General features: G+C 61.8%; 20 protein-coding genes. 9 read left to right on the forward strand and 11 right to left on the reverse strand.

Annotation, left to right across the window (positions count from 1 at the left end; genetic code table 11):
• Window positions 1-235: 235 nt before the first annotated feature.
• The 8 genes from RQH14_RS13100 to glmS all read right to left on the reverse strand — a co-directional run bounded on the left by RQH14_RS13100 (window position 236) and on the right by glmS (window position 12,928).
• Window positions 236-1,321 carry an inositol-3-phosphate synthase gene (locus RQH14_RS13100; RefSeq protein ID WP_311213654.1) on the reverse strand — a complete coding sequence of 362 codons (1,086 nt, stop codon included), beginning with the start codon at window positions 1,319-1,321 and terminating at the stop codon, window positions 236-238.
• 171 nt (window positions 1,322-1,492) lie between these two features.
• On the reverse strand, window positions 1,493-2,530 hold the full coding sequence (gene mgrA / locus RQH14_RS13105; protein WP_311213655.1) for an L-glyceraldehyde 3-phosphate reductase: 1,038 nt from the start codon (window positions 2,528-2,530) through the stop codon (window positions 1,493-1,495).
• 81 nt (window positions 2,531-2,611) lie between these two features.
• The gene (gene treZ / locus RQH14_RS13110) at window positions 2,612-4,381 is read right to left on the reverse strand and encodes a malto-oligosyltrehalose trehalohydrolase (protein WP_311213750.1); all 1,770 of its coding nucleotides are present in this window, start codon (window positions 4,379-4,381) and stop codon (window positions 2,612-2,614) included.
• Between the two features lie 58 nt (window positions 4,382-4,439).
• Window positions 4,440-6,752, reverse strand: coding sequence for a malto-oligosyltrehalose synthase (gene treY, locus RQH14_RS13115; protein ID WP_311213656.1), 2,313 nt, complete (start codon window positions 6,750-6,752; stop codon window positions 4,440-4,442).
• Entirely contained in the window at window positions 6,749-9,028 is a 2,280-nt protein-coding gene (gene glgX, locus RQH14_RS13120; protein WP_311213657.1) for a glycogen debranching protein GlgX, read from the reverse strand. The genes treY and glgX overlap by 4 nt, the downstream gene beginning before the upstream one ends.
• Before the next feature lie 69 nt (window positions 9,029-9,097).
• Window positions 9,098-10,675: an NAD(P)H-hydrate epimerase gene (locus RQH14_RS13125; RefSeq protein ID WP_311213658.1), complete on the reverse strand. Its 1,578-nt coding sequence runs from the start codon at window positions 10,673-10,675 to the stop codon at window positions 9,098-9,100.
• Window positions 10,676-10,692: 17 nt separating this feature from the next.
• Window positions 10,693-11,040: a holo-ACP synthase gene (locus tag RQH14_RS13130; RefSeq protein ID WP_011775548.1), complete on the reverse strand. Its 348-nt coding sequence runs from the start codon at window positions 11,038-11,040 to the stop codon at window positions 10,693-10,695.
• Between the two features lie 4 nt (window positions 11,041-11,044).
• On the reverse strand, window positions 11,045-12,928 hold the full coding sequence (glmS, locus tag RQH14_RS13135; RefSeq protein ID WP_311213659.1) for a glutamine--fructose-6-phosphate transaminase (isomerizing): 1,884 nt from the start codon (window positions 12,926-12,928) through the stop codon (window positions 11,045-11,047).
• Window positions 12,929-13,067: 139 nt separating this feature from the next.
• On the opposite strand from glmS, the gene coaA reads away from it, so the two are divergent.
• Together coaA and RQH14_RS13145 are read left to right on the forward strand one after the other, a co-directional pair.
• Window positions 13,068-14,039, forward strand: a complete 972-nt coding sequence (gene coaA, locus RQH14_RS13140; RefSeq protein ID WP_011775550.1) for a type I pantothenate kinase — start codon at window positions 13,068-13,070, stop codon at window positions 14,037-14,039.
• 67 nt (window positions 14,040-14,106) lie between these two features.
• A complete protein-coding gene (locus tag RQH14_RS13145; protein WP_311213751.1) occupies window positions 14,107-14,910 on the forward strand; it encodes a M15 family metallopeptidase in 804 nt (267 codons plus the stop codon).
• Window positions 14,911-14,976: 66 nt separating this feature from the next.
• Here the strand turns inward: RQH14_RS13145 and glmM are convergent, their stop codons facing one another.
• From glmM to rplM, 3 genes are all read right to left on the reverse strand, one after another.
• Window positions 14,977-16,341 (reverse strand): phosphoglucosamine mutase, encoded by a 1,365-nt coding sequence (gene glmM / locus RQH14_RS13150; protein WP_311213660.1) that lies wholly within the window; start codon window positions 16,339-16,341, stop codon window positions 14,977-14,979.
• 155 nt (window positions 16,342-16,496) lie between these two features.
• On the reverse strand, window positions 16,497-17,003 hold the full coding sequence (rpsI, locus tag RQH14_RS13155) for a 30S ribosomal protein S9 (protein WP_035760464.1): 507 nt from the start codon (window positions 17,001-17,003) through the stop codon (window positions 16,497-16,499).
• Window positions 17,004-17,042: 39 nt separating this feature from the next.
• Window positions 17,043-17,486, reverse strand: coding sequence for a 50S ribosomal protein L13 (gene rplM, locus RQH14_RS13160; protein ID WP_011775554.1), 444 nt, complete (start codon window positions 17,484-17,486; stop codon window positions 17,043-17,045).
• A gap of 287 nt (window positions 17,487-17,773) precedes the next feature.
• Between rplM and RQH14_RS13165 the strand changes: the two genes are divergently transcribed.
• The 7 genes from RQH14_RS13165 (at window position 17,774) to RQH14_RS13195 (ending at window position 23,938) form a co-directional block, all read left to right on the forward strand.
• The gene (locus RQH14_RS13165; RefSeq protein ID WP_311213661.1) at window positions 17,774-18,418 is read left to right on the forward strand and encodes a prepilin peptidase; all 645 of its coding nucleotides are present in this window, start codon (window positions 17,774-17,776) and stop codon (window positions 18,416-18,418) included.
• Window positions 18,419-18,740: 322 nt separating this feature from the next.
• Complete coding sequence (locus tag RQH14_RS13170) at window positions 18,741-18,944, forward strand: Flp family type IVb pilin (protein WP_311213662.1); 204 nt, start codon at window positions 18,741-18,743, stop codon at window positions 18,942-18,944.
• 127 nt (window positions 18,945-19,071) lie between these two features.
• Window positions 19,072-19,449 carry a pilus assembly protein gene (locus RQH14_RS13175; protein WP_311213663.1) on the forward strand — a complete coding sequence of 126 codons (378 nt, stop codon included), beginning with the start codon at window positions 19,072-19,074 and terminating at the stop codon, window positions 19,447-19,449.
• Window positions 19,437-20,483: a Tad domain-containing protein gene (locus RQH14_RS13180; protein WP_311213664.1), complete on the forward strand. Its 1,047-nt coding sequence runs from the start codon at window positions 19,437-19,439 to the stop codon at window positions 20,481-20,483. Before RQH14_RS13175 ends, RQH14_RS13180 begins: the two co-directional genes overlap by 13 nt.
• Before the next feature lie 52 nt (window positions 20,484-20,535).
• Window positions 20,536-21,303, forward strand: a complete 768-nt coding sequence (locus RQH14_RS13185; protein WP_311213665.1) for an RcpC/CpaB family pilus assembly protein — start codon at window positions 20,536-20,538, stop codon at window positions 21,301-21,303.
• Window positions 21,300-22,499, forward strand: a complete 1,200-nt coding sequence (locus RQH14_RS13190) for an AAA family ATPase (RefSeq protein ID WP_311213666.1) — start codon at window positions 21,300-21,302, stop codon at window positions 22,497-22,499. The genes RQH14_RS13185 and RQH14_RS13190 overlap by 4 nt, the downstream gene beginning before the upstream one ends.
• On the forward strand, window positions 22,496-23,938 hold the full coding sequence (locus tag RQH14_RS13195; RefSeq protein WP_311213667.1) for a CpaF family protein: 1,443 nt from the start codon (window positions 22,496-22,498) through the stop codon (window positions 23,936-23,938). The genes RQH14_RS13190 and RQH14_RS13195 overlap by 4 nt, the downstream gene beginning before the upstream one ends.
• The last annotated feature ends 1 nt before the right edge of the window (window position 23,939 follow it).

Raw genomic sequence — 23,939 nt, forward strand, 5'->3', positions numbered from 1 at the left:
CCTCCAGACCCACGCTCTCTCACATCCCACACCCTCCAGACCCACGCTCTCTCACATCCCACACCCTCCAGACCCACGCTCTCTCACTCTCTTGAGGAAAGCGAGCGAGCGTCCGCCCCAAACCCGAGGGACATGAGCGAGCGTCCGCCCCAAACCCGAGGGATGTGAGAGAAGGTTCGGGAAACGACAAACGCCCCCGCATCGGATACGGGGGCGTTTGGCGCGAAGAGAGTGTTTAGCGCTCGATGTCGCCGCGGATGAAGGCTTCAACCTTGTCGCGCGCGAGGTCGTCGTTGAACTGCTCAGGCGGCGACTTCATGAAGTAGCTGGAAGCGGAGAGCAGGGGGCCGCCGATGCCGCGGTCCAGTCCGATCTTCGCGGCGCGGATGGCGTCGATGATCACGCCGGCGGAGTTCGGGGAGTCCCACACCTCAAGCTTGTATTCGAGGGACACCGGCGCGTCACCAAAGTTACGGCCCTCAAGCCGGACGAAGGCCCACTTGCGGTCATCGAGCCAGGCAACGTAGTCGGACGGCCCGATGTGGACGTCGTCGGCGTGCAACTCGGCCTCAACGTTGGAGGTCACAGCCTGGGTCTTGGAGATCTTCTTGGACTCGAGGCGGTCGCGCTCCAGCATGTTCTTGAAGTCCATGTTTCCGCCCACGTTGAGCTGGTACGTGCGGTCCAGCGTGACGCCGCGGTCTTCGAAGAGCTTGGCCATGACGCGGTGCGTGATGGTGGCACCGATCTGGCTCTTGATGTCATCGCCAACAATCGGGACACCGGCCTCGGTGAACTTGTCAGCCCACTCCTTGGTTCCGGCGATGAAGACGGGCAGCGCGTTGACGAATGCAACACCGGCGTCGATGGCGCACTGGGCGTAGAACTTTGCTGCCTGGTCCGAACCGACGGGCAGGTAGCAAACCATGACGTCGGCCTTGGTCTCGCGCAGCGCTGCGACGATGTCCACGGCCTCGTCCGGGGCCTCAACAATGGTCTCGCGGTAGTACTTGCCCAAGCCATCCAGGGTGTGGCCGCGCTGGACGGTGACACCGGTGGCGGGGACGTCGGCGATCTTGATGGTGTTGTTTTCGCTGGCGCCGATGGCGTCGGCCAGGTCCAGTCCAACCTTCTTGCTGTCGACATCGAAAGCAGCAACGAACTGGACGTCGTTGACGTGGTACTGGCCGAACTCGACGTGCATCAGACCCGGGATCGTGGCCTTGGGGTCAGCGTCGCGATAGTACTGAACACCTTGGACCAGCGATGCGGCGCAGTTACCTACGCCGACAATGGCAACACGAATCGGATGTGAAGACACGGAACTCCTTTTGAGAACTAAACCTCATGTGCCAGGCGCAGCCCTGACTGGGTCCAGGGCACGACTGATTGGCACGGCGCCATTCGGCGCACTCTTGCATTGTAACCAACACAGCAGGGGCCGGCTTTGTTCCCGGCCGGCCCCTGCTGTTTTATGGCGAAACTTGGTGGGCTACTTCTGGGCCCACCGGTTGATGTCCGACTCGACCGCGAATTCGTCGATCGCCGTCAGTTCGTCCGAGGTGAACTTCAGGTTGTTGATGGCGCTGAGCGTGTCCTCAAGCTGGGCCACGCTGGAAGCGCCAACAAGCGCGGAGGTTACAGGCGATCCCTTCGGCTGATCGCGCAGGATCCAGGCGATGGCCATCTGGGCGAGCGTCTGGCCACGGCCTTCGGCGATGGCGTTCAATCCCCGGACCCGGTCCAGCTTCTCCTCGGTCAGTTGTGATTCGGACAGGAACCGCTCCTTGGCAGCCCGCGAATCGGCCGGGACGCCCTTGAGGTAGCGGTTGGTGAGCATGCCCTGGGCGAGCGGCGAGAACGCGATGGAACCGGCGCCCACCTGATCCAGGGCCTCGTAGAGGTTGGGCGAGCCGTTCTCTGTCCACCGGTTCAGCATGGAGTAGCTGGGCTGGTGGATGAGCAGCGGAGTCCCGAGCTCCTTGAGGATCCGGGCAGCTTCGAGGGTCTGCTCCGGGGTGTAAGAGGAGATGCCGGCGTAGAGCGCTTTGCCGGAGCGGACAGCGTAGTCCAACGCGCCCATGGTTTCTTCCAGCGGCGTCTCGGGGTCGGGACGGTGGCTGTAGAAGATGTCGACATAGTCAAGGCCCATGCGTTCCAGCGACTGGTCCAGGCTGGAGATCAGGTTCTTGCGGGATCCCCATTCGCCGTACGGGCCGGGCCACATGTAGTAACCGGCTTTGGTGGAGATGACCAATTCGTCACGGTAGGGCTTGAAGTCGTCCTTCAGGTGGCGCCCGAAGTTGGTCTCGGCTGAGCCGTCCGGCGGTCCGTAGTTGTTGGCGAGGTCGAAGTGGGTAACGCCGAGGTCGAACGCACGACGCAGGATGGCACGCTGTTCGTCAAACCGTTTGTCGTCGCCGAAGTTGTGCCATAGGCCCAGGGAGATGGCGGGGAGCTTGAGTCCACTGCGTCCGACGCGGCGGTAGGGCATGGTTTCGTAGCGGTTTTCCGCAGCCGAATAAGTCATACGTACCATCCTGCCACTGCACAATCCGGGGTGACGGCGCTGTCCGCCATGTGGGCGCCGTCACCCCGGATTGGCGACGGCTTAGTTGACGCGTACGACGACGGCGCTCCCGCCCGGAAGCGTCAGTGTCCCTTCATCGAGGACTGCTTCATGGTCGGTGGCCAGCAAGATGGAGCCGCTCAGGGGTGTCCCGAGTGCCTCGTCCCCGAAGTTGCATACCACCCGGACGGTGCCGCGGGAGAACTGCAGCCAGTGTTCGTCGTCGTCGTATTCCACCACTGTGCTGCCGAAGCCGCCGTCCACCAACTCGGGGGTGTTTCGGCGCAGCTGTGCTAAATCCTTGTAGAGCTGGAGCAGGCGTGCATGGTTTCCCTCGCCGGCTTCTTCCCACTTGAGCTTGGATCGGAGGAATGTTTCTGGATCCTGCGGGTCCGGCACCACCGCAGGATCCCACCCCATGCGTTCGAATTCCTTGATGCGGCCCTCGGCTGTAGCCTTCCCGAGCTCGGGCTCCGGATGGGAGGTAAAGAACTGCCACGGCGTGGACGCGCCGAATTCCTCGCCCATGAAGAGCATGGGAGTGAACGGAGATGTCATGGTCAGCACAGCACCGATGGCCAGCTTCCCATAGGACAGCGACGCGGTGAGTCGGTCACCGATGGCGCGGTTGCCGATTTGGTCGTGGTTCTGGAGGCATACAACCAAGGCTGAGGGGTGCGCCAGATCCCGTCGGATCGGCCGGCCGTGGTGCCGCCCCCGGAAGCTGGAGTAGCTGCCATCGTGAAGGAAGCCGTGCTCCAGGACCTTCGCGAGGACTGCCAGCGAATCGAAGTCCGCGTAGTAGCCGGTAGTCTCGCCGCTGAGGTTGACGTGGACGGCATGGTGGAAGTCGTCGCTCCACTGGCCTTCAAGTCCGTATCCGTTGTCCTGGCGGGGATAGATGAGGCGCGGGTTGTTCAAGTCCGACTCCGCGATCAACGTCCGGGGGATTCCCGTCTCGGCCTCGATCTGATCGCCCAATGCCCCGAAGTCCTCCAGGATGTGCACGGCCCGTTCGTCACGCAAGGCATGGACGGCGTCGAGGCGGAGTCCGTCCACGTGGTAGTCCCGGAGCCACATCGCCGCGTTCTCCAAGATATAGCGCCGAACATCGTCCGAGCCTGGTCCATCGAGGTTGACGGAGTCACCCCAGGTATTTCCCTCCCCTGATTTCAGGTAGGGGCCGAACTTGGGCAGGTAGTTTCCGCTGGGTCCAAGGTGGTTGTAGACGACGTCCTGGATAACGCCCAATCCAGCAGCATGAGCGGCGTCGACAAATCGCTGGTACGCCGCCGGGCCGCCGTAGGGCTCATGGACGGCGTACCACAAGACGCCGTCGTAGCCCCAGTTGTGGACACCGTTGAAACCGTTGACCGGAAGCAACTCGATGAATTCCACTCCGAGGTCCACCAGGTAGTCCAGCTTGGCGGTGGCAGCATCCAGCGTTCCTTCCGGGGTGAAGGTACCAAGGTGAAGCTCATAGATGAGGGCTCCCTTGAGTTGCCTGCCCTTCCAGGCTGTGTCTTTCCACTCGTGGGCAGAAGGATCGAACGTGGCGGATAATGCGTGGACGCCGTCCGGTTGCCTCCGCGAGCGTGGATCAGGGAACGGGCCCTCTCCATCAACGATGTACCCGTAGGGGACCCCGTCACCTTCCTGGCCGGCCACGTCAGCCGGCGCCCGCCACCACCCCGGGGCGGCGGCGTCGTGGTGTTCCATGGCGTACTCTCGTCCATCGGCAACAAGCCGGACCGAATCAGCGTTCGGCGCCCAGACGTCGTAGCGGTTTTTTCCAGCAGCGTGCTCCAGCATCATGCTCCCTTAGGCGTGTTCAAGCGTGCGTTGCAGTGATGGTCTGCGGTGGTGAGGGTCAGTCCGTAGGCACCAGCAGGGCCACGGGGTACTGCTCCAACAACGTAGCCAACGGGACAGTGCCGGCACCGTACGTGGCTCCAGTGAGTTCGTCCCGGGCGTTGACGGACAATTCGATGGCTGTGTCACGCCAGCCGCCTTCCCGCTCAAGTCGCTTGGGCAGTCGGGTGGCAACTGTAAGGGCACCACCTCGATCAGCTCCGCGGTCGAAGGCCACCACATGATCTGCGGCCGCACCTTGTGCTGCCACCGGCAGGTATCCGCCGAAAAGCTCAGGCCGATCGCGCCGCAACCGCAGTGCACGTGACACCACCAGCAGCTTGGCTGCTTCTTCCGTGAACAGTGGAACAGCGCCGTTGTCCAGCTCTGCCAAGGCAGATGTGCGGGCTTGGAAGTCAACAGGGCGCCTGTTGTCCGGATCGGTCAGGGAGCCGTCCCGGAACTCTGTGCCCTGGTAGACGTCCGGAACCCCGGGCATGGTCAGCTGGACCAGCTTCGCCGACAACGAGTTCGATGTCCCGTACGGTTCGAGCTCAGCGACAAGATTGGCCAATGCCGCTGCAACCTCCGGCACATCAAAGACAGAGTCGACGGCGCCGGCCAAGTGGCGCTCGAAGTCCTGGTTGGGGTCGGTCCAATTTGTTGAGTTACCGGCCTCGCGCGCCGCCTTCAGGGCATAGGACTGAAGACGCCCTCGGTCTGCCGGCCACGCACCAACTATTGACTGCCACACAAGGGCAGCCAACGGGCCGTCCGGAATCGGAGCCAACTCCTGGACTGTCCCCAGGAAGAGTTCCCACTCCGGGACGGCCTCGGAAATGACCGATATACGCGCCCGGGCATCCTCGCTTCGCTTGGTGTCATGGGTGCTCAGCGTGGTCATGGACAGCGGCAGGACCTGCTGGCGGCGGGCCATGCGCTCGTGGAAGACCTCGTTGGACACGGCGAATTCGGTGGGATCGGCCCCCACCTCGGTGAGGGTCCCCAGACGGGTGTAGCGGAAGAACGCAGTGTCCTCCACGCCCTTGGCCATCACCATTCCAGAGGTCTGTTGGAAACGCCGGGCCAAGGCGCCGGAGGAGTCGAGCAACAGCGGCGTGAGGTCTTCCAATACCGCCTTGAGGTCTGCCCGGTTTTCCGCAGCCCGGCGGATGGATTCCACCAAGACGTCCCGGCCGTACGGGAGGTAGGTGCGGTAGATCGGGAAGCAGCAAATGACTTCTGCGATGGCATCAGCCACCTTGTCAGCCGGCAAATCCATGGACGGAGGCACCAGGCGTGCGAGCCTCAGAATCTCCGACCGCAGGATGCCGTCCGCGATACGGCGCTTGGTTCCATGGATCATGTCCTCGTAGTCCGCCGGGGCGTCCGCGTCCCGCAACCTGGCATCGAGTGAGTCGAGGTATTCCTCCGCTGCGGGGTCCACGAAGAGCCGGTCCACGTCAGCGAGGGCGTCGTAACCGGTGGTTCCTTCGCAGTCGAAGGTGTCCGGCAATTGCTCCCCCGGCTCCAGGATTTTTTCGACAAGCAGATAAGCGCCGCCCGTCGCTTCCCGCAACCTGGCCAGATAGCCTTCGGGATCTGCCAGCCCGTCCGGGTGGTCGATCCTGAGTCCGTCCACCAATCCCTCGCGGAACCATCGCACGATTTCCTGGTGGGATTCGTCGAAGACCCACGGGATCTCCACCCGAACTCCGGCCAAGGTGTTGACTGCGAAGAAGCGGCGGTAGTTCAGCTCGGCGTCGGCCCTGCGCCAGCCGATGAGCTGGTAGTGCTGCCGGGCATGGACTTCCTGGGGACTGTCACCATCGGCAAAGGTGCCCTCGGCCAAGGGAAAACGATGATCGTAGTAGTGCAGTTCACCGTCCACCACATTGAGTTGTTCCAGGTCCTCGTCGCTGCCCAGGACCGGAATGCGGATTTTCCCGCTTCCGAAATCCCAATCGACGTCGAAGGCCTCGGCGTACTTGGACCCGCGTCCCTCCTTCAGGAGTTGCCACCACCAGGCGTTCTGCCCGGGAGTAGCGACGCCCATGTGGTTGGGCACGATGTCGGCAAGAATGCCCAGGCCCTGCTCACGGGCCGCCTCCGAAAGCGCAGCGAGCCCCTCGGGACCACCCCGAGCGGGATCCACGGTGGACGGGTCCGTGACGTCGTATCCGTGGTCCGAGCCCTCTTCCGCGGTGAGGATCGGTGACACGTAGACCCAGTCGATTCCGAGGGAGCGCAGATAGCCCGTGAGCTCCGCCGCGTCTTGGAGTGTCAGTTCCGGCCGGATTTGGAGTCGGTAGGTCGAGACGGGCGTTTTCATAAGTCCGCCTTCTTCGCTGCTCCGGACTCCTCGTCTGCCGGGGCGTCTCCCTTGTAGTCGAACGGCAGCGATGTCACCGCCGGCGCCGTGATGGATGCCGTCTCCGGGGTGCTCGTCTGCGTCAGAGCAGCCAGGGAGGCCGCCACCGAGTGATCGGGCTCTACCTCGGGAGTGCTGTGCGCCCGAAGCACCACCAGGGACTTTGCCCCGACCATGAGGATCTGATCCGGCTTGACGACGCCTGCTTCGGCGCCTTCACCAGCGGTATCGATCATGAGGTCCCACGCCGGCGCGTACTCATCGGAGGGGATTCGGAAGCCTACCTCGTCCTGGTCCGCGTTGAAGTAGAGCAGGAAGTTGACGTCGGTGATACGCCGGCCTTGGTTGTCGCGGCCGTGGATACCATCGCCGTTGAGGAACACTCCAACCGAGCGGCCCAATGCCTCATCCCAGTCCGAGGGACTCATGGTGCTCGCGTCGGCGTCCAACCATACGATGTCCGGCAGGCGTTCACCCTCGCCTCGGAGCACCGGGCGTCCGTCAAAGAACCGGCTTCGCCGAAGGCTGGGGTGCTTGGCCCGCAGGGCGCACACGGCAGCGGTGAACTCGATGAGCGGCTGGTCCACGTTCTCCCAGTTGATCCACGTCAGTTCGGAGTCCTGGCAGTAACCGTTGTTGTTGCCGCGCTGGGTCCTGCCGAGTTCGTCGCCGTGCAGGAGCATGGGGACGCCTTGGGAGAGGAACAAGGTGGCGATGAAGTTGCGCTGTTGGCGTGCCCTCAGGCCAAGGACCGTGGGATCGTCGGTGGGCCCCTCCGCCCCACAGTTCCATGATCGGTTGTGGGACTCGCCGTCGTTGTTGTCTTCGCCGTTCGCCTCGTTGTGTTTTTCGTTGTAGGAAACGAGGTCGGCCAGGGTGAAGCCATCGTGGGCAGTAACGAAGTTGATCGATGCCACCGGACGGCGGCCCGAGTGCTCATAAAGATCTGCAGAGCCGGTCAACCGGGACGCGAATTCACCCAAGGTGGAGGGCTCCCCGCGCCAGAAGTCGCGGACGGTATCGCGGTACTGGCCGTTCCATTCAGTCCACTGCGGCGGGAAGTTACCCACCTGGTAACCGCCGGGACCGACGTCCCACGGCTCGGCAATGAGCTTCACCTGGGAAACCACCGGGTCCTGCTGGATGAGTTCAAAGAACGTTGAGAGTTTGTCGACGTCGTAGAACTCGCGGGCCAGCGTGGAAGCGAGGTCGAAGCGGAAACCGTCCACGTGCATCTCGGTCACCCAGTAGCGCAGGGAGTCCATAAGCAACTGGAGGGAGTGCGGGCTGCGGACGTTCAGCGAGTTTCCGGTGCCGGTGTAGTCCATGTAGTACTTCTGGTCGTCTTCCACCAGGCGGTAGTACGCGGAGTTGTCGATGCCCTTGAAGGACAACGTGGGTCCCAGGTGATTGCCCTCCGCAGTGTGGTTGTAGACCACGTCCAGGATGACTTCGATGCCCGCAGTGTGCAGGGCACGCACCATGGCCTTGAAGTCCTGGACCTGCTGACCGGTATCGCCCTTGGAGCTGTAGCTGTTGTGGGGCGCAAAGAAACCAATGGTGTTGTAGCCCCAGTAGTTATTCAGGCCTTTGTCCTGCAGGATGCCGTCGTTGACGAACTGGTGCACAGGCATCAGTTCAATGGCGGTGATGCCCAGTTTCTGCAGGTGCGAGATGACCGCGGGGTGGGCCACGCCTGCATACGTACCACGTTGCTCTTCCGGCACCTCCGGGTGCATCTGCGTCAGGCCCTTGACGTGGGCCTCGTAGATGACCGATTTGTGGTACGGAATCCGCAGAAGCTTGTCTCCGTCCCAGTCGAAGAACGGGTTGATGACCACGCCCAGCATCATGTGCGGTGCGGAGTCCTCATCATTGCGGGAATCCGGGTCCCCCAGATTGTAGGAGAACAAGGCCGGGTCCCAGTCGATCTGACGGTGGATGGCCTTGGCGTAAGGGTCCAGCAGCAACTTGTTGGGGTTGAAGCGTTGGCCGGAATCCGGGTCGTAGGGCCCGTGCACACGGTACCCGTACTTTTGGCCGGGTTGAACCTGCGGAAGGTAGCAGTGCCATACATAACCATCAACCTCGGTGACGTCCACGCGGACTTCGCCGCCGTCGTCGTCGAAGAGGCACAACTCAACTTTTTCGGCATTCCCGCTGAACAGCGCGAAGTTGGTGCCGGTGCCGTCAAAAGTGGCTCCCAGCGGATAAGCCGATCCAGGCCAGACTTCCATGCGTTCTCCTCTTGATGATGCGAACAACTGCTGCAAGCCTACTCATGACCCATGACACGGACAGTAACCTTAGGGTCTTGTACGGTCGCATTCCGCGTTGAGCGAACCAACGACCCCCGGAACCGCAGCCATGATCGCCGACGCTGTAATGGGGCCGCCAGCCAATTCCGCGGACGCCGCTGACCCTGCCCGTCCATGGACGCTCGCCGCCAAAGCAGCCAAAGCAGCCCAGCGGTCGGCGACGTCCAGTCCCAAGCCTGCGTAAGCGCCGTCGTCGTCCTTGATCGTTTCCGCACTCTGCGCCAGCAAGGCCCCCAACACTCCGCCCAGGACATCGCCGCTACCCGCGGTCGCCATCCACGCTGTGCCTTCGGCTTGGCTGAATACAACGCCCGACGGCGACGCCACCAGTGTGGTTGCTCCCTTCAGGAGCACGGTGGCGCCCGTTTGTTCGGCGGCCTTCCGTACGAAATGCAGCGGACGGGACTCTACGTCATCGCGGGTCACAGCAACCTCACCCGTGGAGGGAAGGGAGTCCAGCAGGGTGGCCAGTTCTCCAGCGTGTGGCGTCAGGATCCAATGGGGCGGGCAGCGTTCCGGCAGGAGGCTCAGCGCACCGGCGTCCACCACCACCGGTACATCAGCGGCCAGGGCGGCCGCAGCAGCGTCCTTGGCGCGCTCCAACTGTTCTTCCCCATCCACGCCCGATCCCAGCAACCATGCCTGGACCCGGCCGGGTTCATCGGGTTCCCAGAGTGCTTCCGGGGTTTGGGCGAGCACCAACTGTCCCACCGTTTGAGGGCCGGCGTACCGCACCATCCCTGCTCCGGCGAGGGCTGCGGCATGAACACCCAGGACAGCAGCACCGGCAAATCGAACCGAACCGGCAACAACGCCCAGGACACCCCGGGAATATTTATGTGCTCTGCGCCCAGGATGAGGCAGCACGGATCCTGCATCCTGGAAGGTGAGACGGCGGAGCTCCGGTTGCTGGGACTCCAGCGATCCTTCGATGCCGATCTCCACCAAGCGCACCCGCCCGGCACAGCCCTCGCCCGGATCGGTCATGAGCCCCGCTTTGACGCCGCCAAAAGTGACCGTGACGTCTGCTTCGAGCACCGGCCAGTGGACTTCACCGGTGTTGGCGTCCAGGCCGCTGGGGAGATCGCAAGCCACGACCAACCGTGGACGCAGTTCCTGGAGGGATGCAATCAGTTCAGCTGACGGGCCACGCAGGCCCCCACGCGCACCCGTACCGAGCAGGGCATCGATGATGACATCGTCGCCGGCGCACAGGACCGCGAGTTCTTCAGCGTTCCCGGGTTCGAGGTACAAGGTCCTCCCGCCGGCCGTTGAAAAAGCAGCCAGCGCCTCCGGGTGGACTTCTGCCGCGGCGAGTACCGCCGTCGTGCGCATTCCCCGGCGGGCCAGCAGGGCCGCAGCGAAGAGACCGTCGCCGCCATTGTTGCCCTTGCCTGCCAAGATAGTCACGCTGGCGCCGGCCAGCTTGCGCCGTGTTTTGACCTCATGCACTACGGCTTGGGCCAGCCCGTAGGCTGCCCGGTGCATAAGAACAGCGCCCTCACCGGCGTCAAGGAGCGGTTGTTCCGCATCCCTGATCTGTTGTCCGGTGAAGGCGCTGATCATTGCTGTTGAGAGTCCGTCTAGCCCTCGGCGAGGACAGTCGCCGTAGCGATGCCGCCGTCGTGGCTCATGGACAGGTGCCAGCGTTTGACGCCCTTGGCCTCGGCCACTGCCAGCACGGTTCCCTTGACCTGGACTGTAGGGCCGTTCTCATCGAGACCGATCCAGCAGTCCTGCCAGTTCATTCCCGCGGGAGCACCCAAGACCTTGGCCACGGCTTCCTTGGCCGCAAAACGAGCAGCCAAGGAACGGGTGTTGAGCTCCCGTTCGGCAGGAACAAACAAGCGGTCCCGGAGTCCGGGCGTCCGTTCCAGTTGCCGTCCGAACCGTTCGATGTCTACGACGTCTACGCCAATGCCAACAATCATGGCGTTATTCTACGGTCACGCTCTTGGCGAGGTTACGCGGCTGATCCACGTCATAGCCCTTGGCTCCGGCCAGTTCAGCAGCAAAGATCTGCAGCGGAACCGTCGTGAGCAGCGGCATCAGCAGCGTAGGCGTCTCAGGTACGTAGAACACGTGCTCTGCGTAGTCCTTGACCGACTCGTCTCCTTCTTCAGCGATCACCAAGGTACGGGCACCACGTGCACGGACTTCCTGGATGTTGCTGACCACCTTGGAGTGCAGGGAGTCACGGCCGCGCGGGGACGGCACCACAACGAAGACCGGCTGGCCGTCGTCGATCAGGGCGATCGGACCGTGCTTGAGCTCACCAGCGGCGAAGCCTTCAGCGTGGATGTACGCGATTTCCTTGAGCTTCAAGGCGCCTTCGAGGGCAACCGGGTAGCCAACGTGGCGGCCCAGGAACAGCACGGACTTTTCGTCCTTCATGCTGCGGGCGAGCTCGCGCAGGGGCCCAGCGTTGTCCAGGATTTTCTGGATCTTGGCCGGGATCTTGTTGAGGTCCGCGAGGACGTCCTTGATCTGGCCGGAGAAGATGTTGCCGCGCAGCTGTGCCAGGTACAGGCCCAGCAGGTAGGCGGCAGTGATCTGCGCCAGGAATGCCTTGGTGGAGGCCACCGCGATTTCCGGGCCGGCGTGCGTGTAGAGCACGGCGTCGGATTCGCGCGGGATGGTTGAACCGTTGGTGTTGCAGATGGAGATCGTCTTGGCGCCCTGTTCACGGGCGTAGCGGACGGCCATCAGCGTGTCCATGGTCTCACCGGACTGGCTGATGGAAACCACCAGCGTGTTGGAGTCGACGATCGGATCGCGGTAGCGGAACTCGTGGGCGAGCTCCACCTCCGTGGGGATGCGGCACCAGTTCTCGATGGCGTACTTGGCAACCAGGCCGGCGTAGGCCGCAGTTCCGCAGGCGAGCACGATGATCTTGTCAACCTGCTTGAGGAGCTCGGGATCGATGCGGACCTCGTCCAGGGTCAGCTTGCCATCGAGGTCCGAGCGGCCCAGGAGGGTCTGCGCAACGGCGTCAGGCTGGTCGTGGATTTCCTTCTCCATGAAGGAGCTGAAGCCACCCTTTTCGGCAGATGCCGGGTCCCAGTCAACGTGGTATTCCTTGCCTTCGGCGGGAGCGCCGAAGAAGTCGGTGATTTCCACGGAGTCCGCGGTGATGGTGACGATCTGGTCCTGGCCCAGTTCCACGGCACGACGGGTGTAGTCGATGAAGCCGGAGACGTCGGATCCGAGGAAGTTCTCGCCGTCGCCCAGGCCAACCACCAGCGGGGAGTTGCGGCGGGCAGCTACGACGACGTCGGGCTGGTCTGCGTGGACTGCGAGAAGGGTGAAAGCGCCTTCGAGTCGCTGGCAGGCCAGGCGCATCGCTTCGGTGAGGTTTCCGCCGTCGCCATTGAGTTGGGTGCGGAAGATGTCGCCAACCAGCGCGGCGGCAACTTCGGTGTCGGTTTCGGACTCGAAGGTAACGCCCTTGGCCAGCAGTTCCTGCTTGAGCTCAGCGAAGTTTTCAATGATGCCGTTGTGAATAAGTGCAAGGCGGCCGCCGTCAGAGAGGTGCGGGTGCGCGTTGCGGTCGGTCGGTCCGCCGTGGGTGGCCCAACGGGTATGGCCGATGCCGGTCAGGGATTCAGGTACTGGATTTGCTTCCAGTTCGCTGATCAGGTTGCTCAGTTTGCCGGACTTTTTACGGGACGAGATTGCCCCGTCAGCCACCACTGCGACGCCTGCGGAGTCATAGCCGCGGTATTCAAGACGACGCAGCCCTTCCACGACGACGTCAAGGGCGCTGTGACCAGCTGCCTTGCGAGACGAATTGCCAACATAGCCTACGATTCCACACATGGGTACAAGCCTAACGGCTAGCGCAAACAACTGACGTGGGACATCCCAGCTCCTCCCCTTGCCAGTATGATGTCCGACCCTCACAATTCACCCTCCCGTCGTCGCGCATTTCCTGATCCGCCGTGCGGAGGGCAGAATCATGAGCGTGACTTTGCAACGCACCGAAGCTAATGGCGACGGCGCTTCCCCGTTTGTAGAGCTGGACCGTCAAACGTGGTCCAGGCTCGCAGCGCAGATGGAGCAGCCCCTCAACGAAGAGGACATCTTCCGTCTCCGCGGCCTCGGCGACCCCCTGGACATGAAGGAAGTCAGAGAGGTTTACCTCCCACTTTCACGGCTTCTGCACCTCTATGTAGAGGCTTCCCACCAGCTTCACGCGGCAACAACGACGTTCCTGGGCGAACAGACCCAGCGCACTCCGTTCGTGATCGGCGTTGCCGGTTCGGTGGCTGTCGGCAAGTCCACCATCGCCCGCGTGCTCCGGGAAATGCTCCGGCGGTGGCCCGGAACCCCCAACGTGGAACTCATCACGACGGATGGCTTCCTCTATCCCTTGGCCGAACTGAAGCGCCGGCACCTCCTTGAACGCAAGGGTTTTCCTGAGTCCTATGACCGGCGGGGGCTCCTCCGCTTTGTGTCGGAAGTCAAAGGTGGCGCCGAAGAAGTCCGCGCACCGTGGTATTCCCACGTAACGTACGACATCGTGCCGGGCAAGGAAGTGGTGGTCCGGCGTCCCGACGTCCTGATCGTGGAAGGGCTCAACGTCCTCGCCCCCGCCAGGCCCCGCATGGACGGCAAACAAGGACTGGCTGTCAGCGACTTCTTCGACTTCTCCATCTACGTAGATGCCAAAACCTCCTATATCGAGGAGTGGTACGTGGACCGTTTCCGGAAACTGCGCACTACAGCCTTCGCACAGCCGGAGTCCTACTTCCACCGCTATGCCACGCTGTCCGATGACGACGCCGAATCCACCGCGCGCGGCATTTGGAAGCGCATCAACGAACCCAACCTTGAAGAAAACGTGCTGCCCACCCGCGGCCGCGCCCAGCTGGTTCTCACCAAGGACGCCGACCACTCCATCCGCCGCATGCTGTTGAGGAAGGTCTAGGGTGGCCGATCCCCAACCGCTGCCCAGCAGGCGCGTTTTTGCGGGCCTGATTGCTGCTGGCGCCGGAATGGCAGCCATGTCCGCGTGCACGCCGGATACTGCCGTTCCCTCCCCCGCAGCCGCCAACGCCGCCAGTGGGGCTGTTACGCCTTCTGCTGCCCCTTCCAGCGCCGCCACCACGGATCCGGCAACGGCAGCGCCTGAGACTGCTGCGCCGTCGCCCAGCGCCTTGCCGTCCAGTGCCGCACCCTCCAGTGCGGTTGCACCGCAGCATTCGCTGACGGACCCCACCAGCCCTTGGGTGATCGTCAACAAGCACCGCCCCCTCAACCCCCAGGACTTTGTACCGGCCGATCTGGTTCAACCAAACATCCGCCTCGCCGTCAGCGGCGAAGCCTCCTTGCTTAACAGCACGACGGCGGCTGCCGCAGAAAAGCTGTTCGCGGCCGCTGCAACCGAGGGCGTCGTCATGACGTTGGCTTCGGGCTACCGCTCCTACTCAACCCAGGTAGCCACCTACGGCGGCTATGTTGCCAGCACTGGCCAGGCTGCGGCGGACCGTGCCTCAGCACGCCCTGGACACTCCGAACACCAGACAGGCTGGTCCTTCGACATTGCCGACGGCGGAGGGGCCTGCAGCTTCCAGCCGTGCTTTGCTGAACAACCTGCAGCGTTGTGGGCGAAGGCCAACGCCCATAAGTTCGGTTTCGTGGTCCGCTATCCATGGATGTTCCATGACATCACCGGATACTTCTACGAGTCATGGCACCTGCGTTACATCGGCGTGGAGGCAGCAACTGACATGACCGCGCACGGCATCGCGACCCTCGAAGAGTATTTCGGCCTCGAAGCGGCCCCGGATTACCTTTAGCCCTTAAATGGCTTCGGCCCGCTCCCCTGCCAGGCAGAGGTGCGGGCCGAAGTTGGTTGGGGCTTCTTAGACAGCCATTTCGCTGGAAGCGCCCAGACGTTCCTTGACCACAGCGGCAAGACTGTTGCAGATGCGCTCGGCTGTTTCCATGTCAGCGGCTTCCACCATGACACGGACCAGAGCCTCAGTACCCGACGGGCGGAGCAGCACACGGCCGGTCTCGCCCAGTTCACGTTCGGCTGCAGCGACAGCAGCCGCCACGCCTTCGTCGGTACCTGCGCGGGCCTTGTCCACACCCTTGACATTGATCATCAGCTGCGGGAGCTTGGTCATCGCCGTGGCGAGTTCCTTGAGGCTGCGGCCTGTCAGGGCAACCTGGGCTGCCAGCTGCAGACCGGTCAGGACACCATCACCGGTGGTGGCGTAGTCGGAGAAGATCACGTGGCCGGACTGTTCGCCGCCCAGGTTGTAGCCGCCCTCGCGCATTTCCTCAAGGACGTAACGGTCCCCGACTCCGGTTTCGCGGATGGTGATTCCGGCATTCTTGAGGGCGATCTTGAGGCCGAGGTTGCTCATGACAGTCGCCACAAGGATGCTGTCCTTGAGTTTTCCGGCCTCGTTGAGGGCCAGTGCCAGGATGGCCATGATCTGGTCGCCATCCACTTCGTTGCCTTCGTGGTCCACGGCGAGGCAACGGTCGGCGTCGCCGTCGTGGGCTACGCCAAGGTCTGCGCCGTGTTGGAGAACCGCTTCCTTCAGCGGGCCCAGGTGGGTGGAGCCTACGCCCTCGTTGATGTTCAGTCCGTCCGGCTCTGCGCCGATCACTACGACGTCAGCGCCCGCATCCTTGAACACCTGGGGTGAACAACCGCTCGCTGCGCCGTGGGCGCAGTCCAGGACGACCTTCAGGCCTTCCAGTCGCTTGGGCAGGGTGCCAAGCAGGTGCACGATGTAGCGGTCTTCGGCGTCGGAGAAGCGCTGGATGCGTCCGACGTCGGCACCCACAGGGCGCTGCGGCTCTTTGCCGAGCTGTGCCTCGATGGCGTCTTCGACGTGGTCCGGGAGTTTCTGGCCGCCGCGGGCAAAGAACTTGATGCCGTTGTCCGGCGCGGGGTTGTGGGAGGCCGACAGCATGACGCCGAAATCGGCGTCGAGATCTGCCACCAGGTAAGCGGCCGCAGGGGTGGGAAGCACACCGGCGTCGTAGACGTCGATTCCGGAGCTGGAAAGCCCGGCTTCCACCGCGGCGGCGAGGAACTCGCCACTCGCTCTGGGGTCCCTGGCGACGACGGCGCGTGGCCGCTTGCCGTTGGTTGTGCGGTCATGGCCGAGTACGACGGCGGCGGCCTGGGCGAGCTGCATAGCCAGCTCGGCGGTGAGCAATCCGTTTGCGAGACCGCGCACGCCATCTGTTCCAAATAATCTAGACATCGGCTCAAGTTTAGACGACGCCGGGACACCATCAGTTCAAGGGCGTGGCGGAGCGTCACATGCGCGACGCGCAACGCGCGTGTTTAACGGCGAAAGCCCGCCCCGCCGAAGTGGCGGAACGGGCTTTCGATACCCCAGCGAAGGGGCGAAGCGAATTAACGCTTGGAGTACTGCTGAGCCTTACGTGCCTTCTTGAGACCAGCCTTCTTACGCTCGATGACGCGGGCGTCACGGCGCAGGTAACCGGCCTTCTTGAGGGTGGCGCGGTTGTTGTCGACGTCGATCTCGTTCAGCGAGCGAGCAACACCGAGACGCAGTGCACCGGCCTGGCCGGAGATGCCACCGCCGTGGATACGGGCGATGACGTCGTAAGCGCCTTCGAGATCAAGGATCTTGAAGGGCTCGTTGACATCCTGCTGGTGCAGCTTGTTCGGGAAGTAGTTGTCCAGCGTGCGGCCGTTGATGGTCCACTTGCCGGAACCCGGAACAACGCGAACGCGTGCAACGGCTTCCTTGCGACGGCCAACAGCTGCGCCGGCAACGGTCAGTGCCGGGCGCTCCTTCTTGGGCGCATCTTCAGCAGATGTGCTTTCAGAGGTGTAGCTGGTGAGTGTTTCCTCGGCCTCGACGGCTTCGGCGGTCAGTTCTTCGTTCTGAGCCACGGTTCTCCTTGTAATAAAAAGTTTAGTTGGTGGCCAGGACTACTGGGCGACCTGGGTGATTTCGAAAGTCTTCGGCTGCTGAGCGGCGTGGGGGTGCTCGGGGCCTGCGTAGACCTTGAGCTTGCCCAGCTGCTGAGCGGCGAGGGAGTTCTTGGGGAGCATGCCCTTGATGGCCTTCTCAACAGCGCGAACCGGGTTGGATTCCAACAGCTCGGCGTAATTGACGGAGGTCAGGCCGCCCGGGTAACCGGAGTGGCGGTATGCGCGCTTCTGCTCCAGCTTGGCGCCGGTGAGGGCAACCTTTTCAGCGTTGATGATGATGACGAAGTCGCCCATGTCCATGTGGGACGCAAAGGTCGGCTTGTGCTTTCCGCGCAGCAGTGTTGCGGTCTGGCTGGCAAGACGACCAAGGACAACGTCGGTGGCGTCAATGACGTGCCACTGGCGGTTGATATCGCCGGGCTTCGGGGTGTACGTACGCACGGTTTTGCCTCGTTCTTGTTCTGGCGTTCATGTTTTAGGCGACACGCAATAAGGCGTGTACCTACTATGTATGCGCTACCGGAGCAGAGGTGAGGGCTCTATGTACCAGTCATCCCAGGATCTCGAAATGCCTCCGGAGTTAGCGATCCTGCAACTGGATCCCCCATAAGGCATGTGTCATCGAGATAGGACACGCACAACGACTCTAAACAATACCTTCAACGGGGCGTCCGGGTCAAAATGGGGTAACCGCCCCTGGGGGCCGCGCACTGATTGAGGGAGAGCACATGACCGACGGGCCCGCTTTTCCACTCATTATCGCCCTCGTCGGCTTCCTCCTGAGCCCAGCAGTCGAGTGGCTCATCTCCCTGCGCCTGCCGCGCCTTGGTGGGCTCCCTTCCCTGCACGTCCGGATCACGACGGCGGCTGTCACCTCGCTGCTGTTTGGCTTGCTCGCATGGCGATTCGGCGGGTCATGGGAATTGCCGGCATTTCTTTTGTTGGCATTACTTGGCGTGCAGCTTTCGCGGATCGACTTCGCCCTTCACCTGTTGCCCAACGCCCTCATTGTGATCCTCCTGGGAGGCGGCCTGCTGCTCCTGGCGGCATCCGCAGCGCTTGCTCCGGGATGGCCGGAGCTGTTGCGCGCCCTCGCCGGCGGTGCCATTTTGTTCGCGGGCTACCTCATTCTTGGAATTATTTCGCCGGGAAGCATCGGAATGGGCGATGTGAAGCTCGCAGCACCCCTGGGACTGTACTTGGGGTACTTGGGTTGGCAGCAAGTACTCTTCGGGGGACTACTGGGATTTGTGGTGGGCGGGGTGCTCACGGTGTTGATGTTGCGCCTGCGACGTGCGGAAAAGCCCACGGAAACAGCCCATGGCCCGGCAATGGTCATCGCCGTGCTTGGCGTGACCCTGCTCATGAGCTAGCCCGGCTTAGTACGCCCTTACCTCCCCCGCAGCGGGTCTCCCAATTAATAAGGCGGCTTTCGAAACCAGGTAGTTTCGACCCCTTTTTCATCGGAAACCGAGTACTCCCTGCCCTCGGCCCGGGCCGGCGAGTAGCGGCCACTCCCCCAAGTCGAGTACGGCTACGCATTGTCGCAACTGCTTCCCAGGGTGAATTCTTATCTCATCGAATTCCGGACCGCTAAAGGAAACATGGGGGTAGTTCGGGAATCGAAGCAAATTCCTATAATTTGCTGGACCTATAACCCAATTCGCAAATATTTTTTCTGGGAAGGAAATTCCAATGTCTGCTTTTATGTTCACCATTACCTCGTACATTGCCGGCGTCAAGGACCGCTTCACCAAGGACGAGAAGGGAGCGACGATGGTTGAATACGGCATCATGGTCGCCGGCATCGCCGTCCTGGTACTCGCAGCTGTATTCGCGCTCGGCGGTCGAGTCGATACCCTCTTCGACGGCATCACCTTCAACGCTCCTGCGGCCTAGCCTGCATCTTGGTTGGTCGTGGGGGCTCGTTAGCCACCACGACCAACCAATCGCTTTAACCACACATTCTGTCTGGATCTGGGACCGGGAGAAAGCCTTGAAATCTACGACAAGAGAACGGGGAGCCGTGGCCGTCGAGATGGCCATTTTGTTACCACTCTTACTCTTAATTCTTACTGGAATTATGGAGTTCGGCCGCGCTTACAATGTTCAGGTTTCGCTGACCCAAGCCGCGCGTGAAGGAGCCCGCTACGCTGCCGTTCATTACCAGGACGGCAACTTGGACGTGGCCGGCGCAGCACTGGCCGCCGCCCCGGCACTCGACGGTCTGGGTGTCACGGTCAGCGACAATGCTTCCAACTGCTCACCGGGTTCCAATGTGGAAGTGACCGCTACGGTCGCTTTGCCATCGATGACAGGATTCCTGGACGCGGGGTTCTTCGGAGGCTCCGGCATCTTCCCCCTCAACATGTCAGGAATTGGGGTGATGAGATGCGGCGGCTGACCAATATGTGGCATCGAATGCCTGCACGAGCAGGTTTCGGTCAGGAGAACGAACGTGGCGCGAGCACCATAATTGTTGCCGGCATGATGGTTGTCCTCCTCGGGTTCGCTGCACTGGCCGTGGATGTCGGGGCACTCTATGCCGAGAAGGCTCAACTACAGAATGGTGCCGATGCAGCCGCGCTGGCGGTCGCATCGGATTGTGCAAACGGAAGTTGCGGAGACAGTTCGGCGACTGCCAACATGTTCGCCAACAATAATTCAAACGACACCTCAAGTGGCGCTTCGGTCACTTTCCCCTCGTCGACCACGGTGCGGGTACTCACCAATGCCCGTGACGCGCAGACCGGGGCCAATAGCTTCACGCTCTTCTTCGCTCAGGTCCTGGGAAACGACACGGCCCAAGTCAGCGCTGTGGCTGAAGCATCGTGGGGCGCCCCCTCGTCCGCGACCACGTTGCCTTGGACAGTCAGTGAATGCGTCTTCAAGAAGTATCTCTCCCCCGCACAGCTGGCCTCTCTGAACTCCACTGGAAATTTCACAGGGGATCCGGTCCCAACTCACATTCTGTTGCAGTACGACACAAATGCACCGACCGTCCCAGGGTGCGCCACACAAAACGGCTACCAGCCAGGCGGCTTTGGTTGGCTGGTGACCAACTCAGGATGTTCCACAGATATCGATCTTGATATGACAGTCAACGGTCAAACAGGAAACCATTTCCCGAATGCAACCGGCTGCAATGCGGCCTTGGCCACCATCATGGATGAGCCCGCGCTCATACCGCTGTTCGAAACAGCAACTGGAAATGGCAGCAATGCAAAGTACACACTGGTCGGCTTCGCGGCCTTCCAGGTCACCGGCTACAAGTTCAGCGGCTCTGGGGCCGTTGTTGATCCCCTTGCTCCGAGCTGCAGCGGAAATTGCCGCGGACTCCAAGGGTTCTTCTCCCGCTTCGTATCGCTCGAAGAGGGCATGCAGACAACCGAAGGAATCCCCAATTATGGGGCCTCCGTTGTCTTGCTCACCGAGTAGTCACTCAAAGAGTCCCTGCTCTCGAACTCACGAAAGCTCAAAGGAGTAGAAAGTGAAAACACGCCTACTGGGAGGCATTGCAGCACTGCTGTTGGCAGTCATAGGCACCGTTTTGCTGGTTACCTATGTACAGGGAGCCGACAAGCGGGCGCAGCAAGGGCTTGATCCCGTAACCGTACTTGTTGTGAAGGAACGCATTCCGGCCGGCACCAAGGCTGAAGAGCTTCAGTCCAAGGTCAAGACTGAGACCCTGCCACAGTCGGCCGTTGCACCAGGAACCATCAACGCACTTACCGATCAAAAGGGCAAAGTTACCTCAGCCGACCTTCAGCCCGGTGAACAGTTGTTAGGCGTCAAGCTCGTAAGCCCCACAGAGTTGGCGCCAGGGACGGTGCCTGTGCCCGAAGGACTGCAGGAGTCTACTTTCGTCCTAGCGCCTGAACGCATCCTCGGAGGCCGCATCGAAGCCGGCGATACCGTGACCGTCTTCGCCTCCTTCAAACTCGACGAGGCTGTGCCCGCCGGAGCCAACTTGCCCGCAGGAATGACCGGGTGGAAGGACTTCACTGAGCTTTTGTATCACGATGTCCTGGTGACAGCTGTCCAGCAAGCCACCCCTGATGCAGAGAAGTCTGCCGGGACGGACAAGGGAGTTGCACTTCCAAACGGCTCCGCCTACGTGACGGTGGCTTTGAGCGATGCAAACGCAGCCAAGATGGTCTTCGGTGCCGAGTTCGGCACACTCTGGCTGTCCAAGCAGACCGACAAGACGGTCAAGAGCGATCCGCCAACAACCACGTTTGGAGGGCTGGTCCAATGAGCCGCTTCGTAGCCATCACCGCGGTCCGGGATTTTGAAGCCCGGATTCGACAAGCCATTACGGGGGCCCTGCATGGTGACCTTCAGACCTTGTCACCGACAGTTCTCCAGGCCGGCACCGACGAAATCTTCAAGCAGCTGACAGGAGCTCCGCCCGAAGTCATGATTCTTGGCCCAGGCGTCAATCCTGACGATGCGTTCAAGCTGGCCACAGTGATTGATCTGCAGTACCCGGAGATCAGCCTTTTGATGGTGGCCGAGCCCAGTGCCGACATTATTTTAAAGGCGATGCACGCAGGAGTTAGGGATGTGGTGGGACCTGAAGCTGAGGTCAACGAGCTTCGAGTCCTCTTGGAGCGCGCTTGCTTGGCCGCCGCGAGCCGGCGACGCGGGATGCAGCCTGCAGCCGAATCCGGACAGGAGCGGGGACGAGTCATCGCTGTCATGTCACCGAAAGGCGGCGTGGGCAAAACGACAGTCGCTACCAACCTTGCTATCGGTCTAGGAGCGCTTGCACCGATGAGCGTGGTGATCGTCGACCTGGATCTGCAATTCGGAGACGTTGCTTCCGGATTGTTGCTGGAACCCGAGCACTCCATCACGGAGGCGGTCCACGGCGCGGCGGCCCAGGATTCCATGGTCCTTAAGGCATTTCTCACGGTCCATCCCGCTGGCATTTACGCACTTTGCGCACCCCAAAGACCGTCGGATTCGGACTACATCACCGCTGACCACGTCACCCGCCTTCTCAACCAGCTTGCCACCGAGTTCAAGTACGTCGTGGTGGACACTGCCCCGGGCTTGGGCGAACACTGCCTGGCCACCCTTGAATTGGCCACCGACGGGGTCTGGGTGTGTGGCATGGATGTACCGAGCATCAGGGGTCTCCGGAAGTGCTTCAGCGTGCTGAAGGAACTCCAACTTTTGCCGCAAGGAAGGCATACCGTTTTGAACTTCGCGGACAGGAAAAGCGGGCTCTCCGTCCAGGACGTGGAGGCCACCATCGGAGTTCCTATAGACACAGTGATTCCCCGGTCCCGGACACTCCCTTACTCAACGAACAGGGGGATTCCGATCCTTCAGGGAACAGCGCGGGATGCGGCGATCAAAGGATTGCGGAAACTCGTCCAGCGGTTCGATCCGCGACTGGATACGGCGCAGCAGAACAAATTGCACCGGAGGGTGGTGGTGTCATGAAGCTCTCAGAGAGGCTTTCGAAAAACAACCCGCTTGCTGTAGTTGGCACAGACGATCCAAAAACCACTGACGTGGTTTCTGGTGGCATTCGGGTCACGGCCCCACCGGCAGCTACCCCGATATTGGGGGGCGCACCGACAATTCCGGCAGTGGATGCCTTGGCTGGTCTCAAGCAACGAGCTGCTTCAGCCCTGTTTGAGCGTATTGGAAACCGGATGGGCGATACCTCATCTTCAGAAGAGGATCTCCGGTCTTTTGCCGTGGACGAGTTGTCAGCCGTCATCGACGAAGAGCAGGTTCCTTTGTCTCCCGAAGAGAGGCGCCGGCTCATCCGCGAGATTTCCGACGAGGTGATGGGCTATGGTCCGCTGCAGCGCTTGTTGGAGGACCCCTCCGTTACCGAGGTTATGGTGAATCGGTTCGATCAGATCTACGTGGAGCGTCACGGTCACCTGGCAATAACGGAGCTGCAGTTCAGCTCGGATGACCACCTTCGGAAGGTCATCGAACGGATCGTTTCCAAGGTGGGACGGCGCATCGACGAATCTTCTCCGCTGGTGGACGCACGGCTCGAGGACGGCTCCCGTGTCAACGCGATCATCCCTCCCCTTGCGGTTAACGGCCCATCGCTCACAATCAGGAAGTTCAGCCACGTTCCACTCACGGTCAGAAACCTCATTGACTGGGAATCCATGAGCCAGGAAATGGCTGAACTGTTGAGCGCGTGCGTTCGTGCCAGGCTCAACGTCATCGTTTCGGGCGGCACGGGTACTGGTAAAACAACGCTCTTGAACGTTCTGTCGTCTTTCATTCCGGAATCCGACCGCATCGTCACTATTGAAGACGCCGTAGAGCTGCAGCTACAACAACAGCATGTGGTCAGGCTGGAGAGCCGCCCACCCAACATCGAGGGCAAGGGTGCCATCACCATCCGCGACCTCGTTCGAAACTCACTTCGTATGCGGCCCGATCGGATCATTGTCGGTGAGGTTCGTGGCGGCGAATCCTTAGACATGCTGCAGGCCATGAACACTGGCCACGACGGCTCGCTGTCCACGGTCCATGCCAACTCTCCGAGAGACGCAATTGCACGCTTGGAAACCCTGGTACTCATGGCCGGAATGGACCTTCCACTCCGAGCGATCCGTGAACAAGTCTCCTCTGCCGTGGATCTCATCGTTCAAGTCACCCGCCTCCGCGATGGGAGCCGCCGGGTAACCCACGTAACCGAAGTGCAGGGGATGGAAGGAGACGTTGTCACACTTCAGGACGCTTTCCTCTTCGACTACTCGGCTGGGTTGGACGCCCAAGGACGCTTCTTAGGCAAAGCTATCCCCACAGGTATTCGACCCCGTTTCCTCGACAGGTTCACAGAGCTCGGCATACAGGTATCCCCAGCGACCTTTGGTGTATCTCCAATACCAGTGGGGAGGCGGTAGC

The sequence above is a fragment of the Arthrobacter sp. WCS2018Hpa-7 genome (genome assembly GCF_031843805.1).
In the GTDB taxonomy this organism is placed as follows: domain Bacteria; phylum Actinomycetota; class Actinomycetes; order Actinomycetales; family Micrococcaceae; genus Arthrobacter.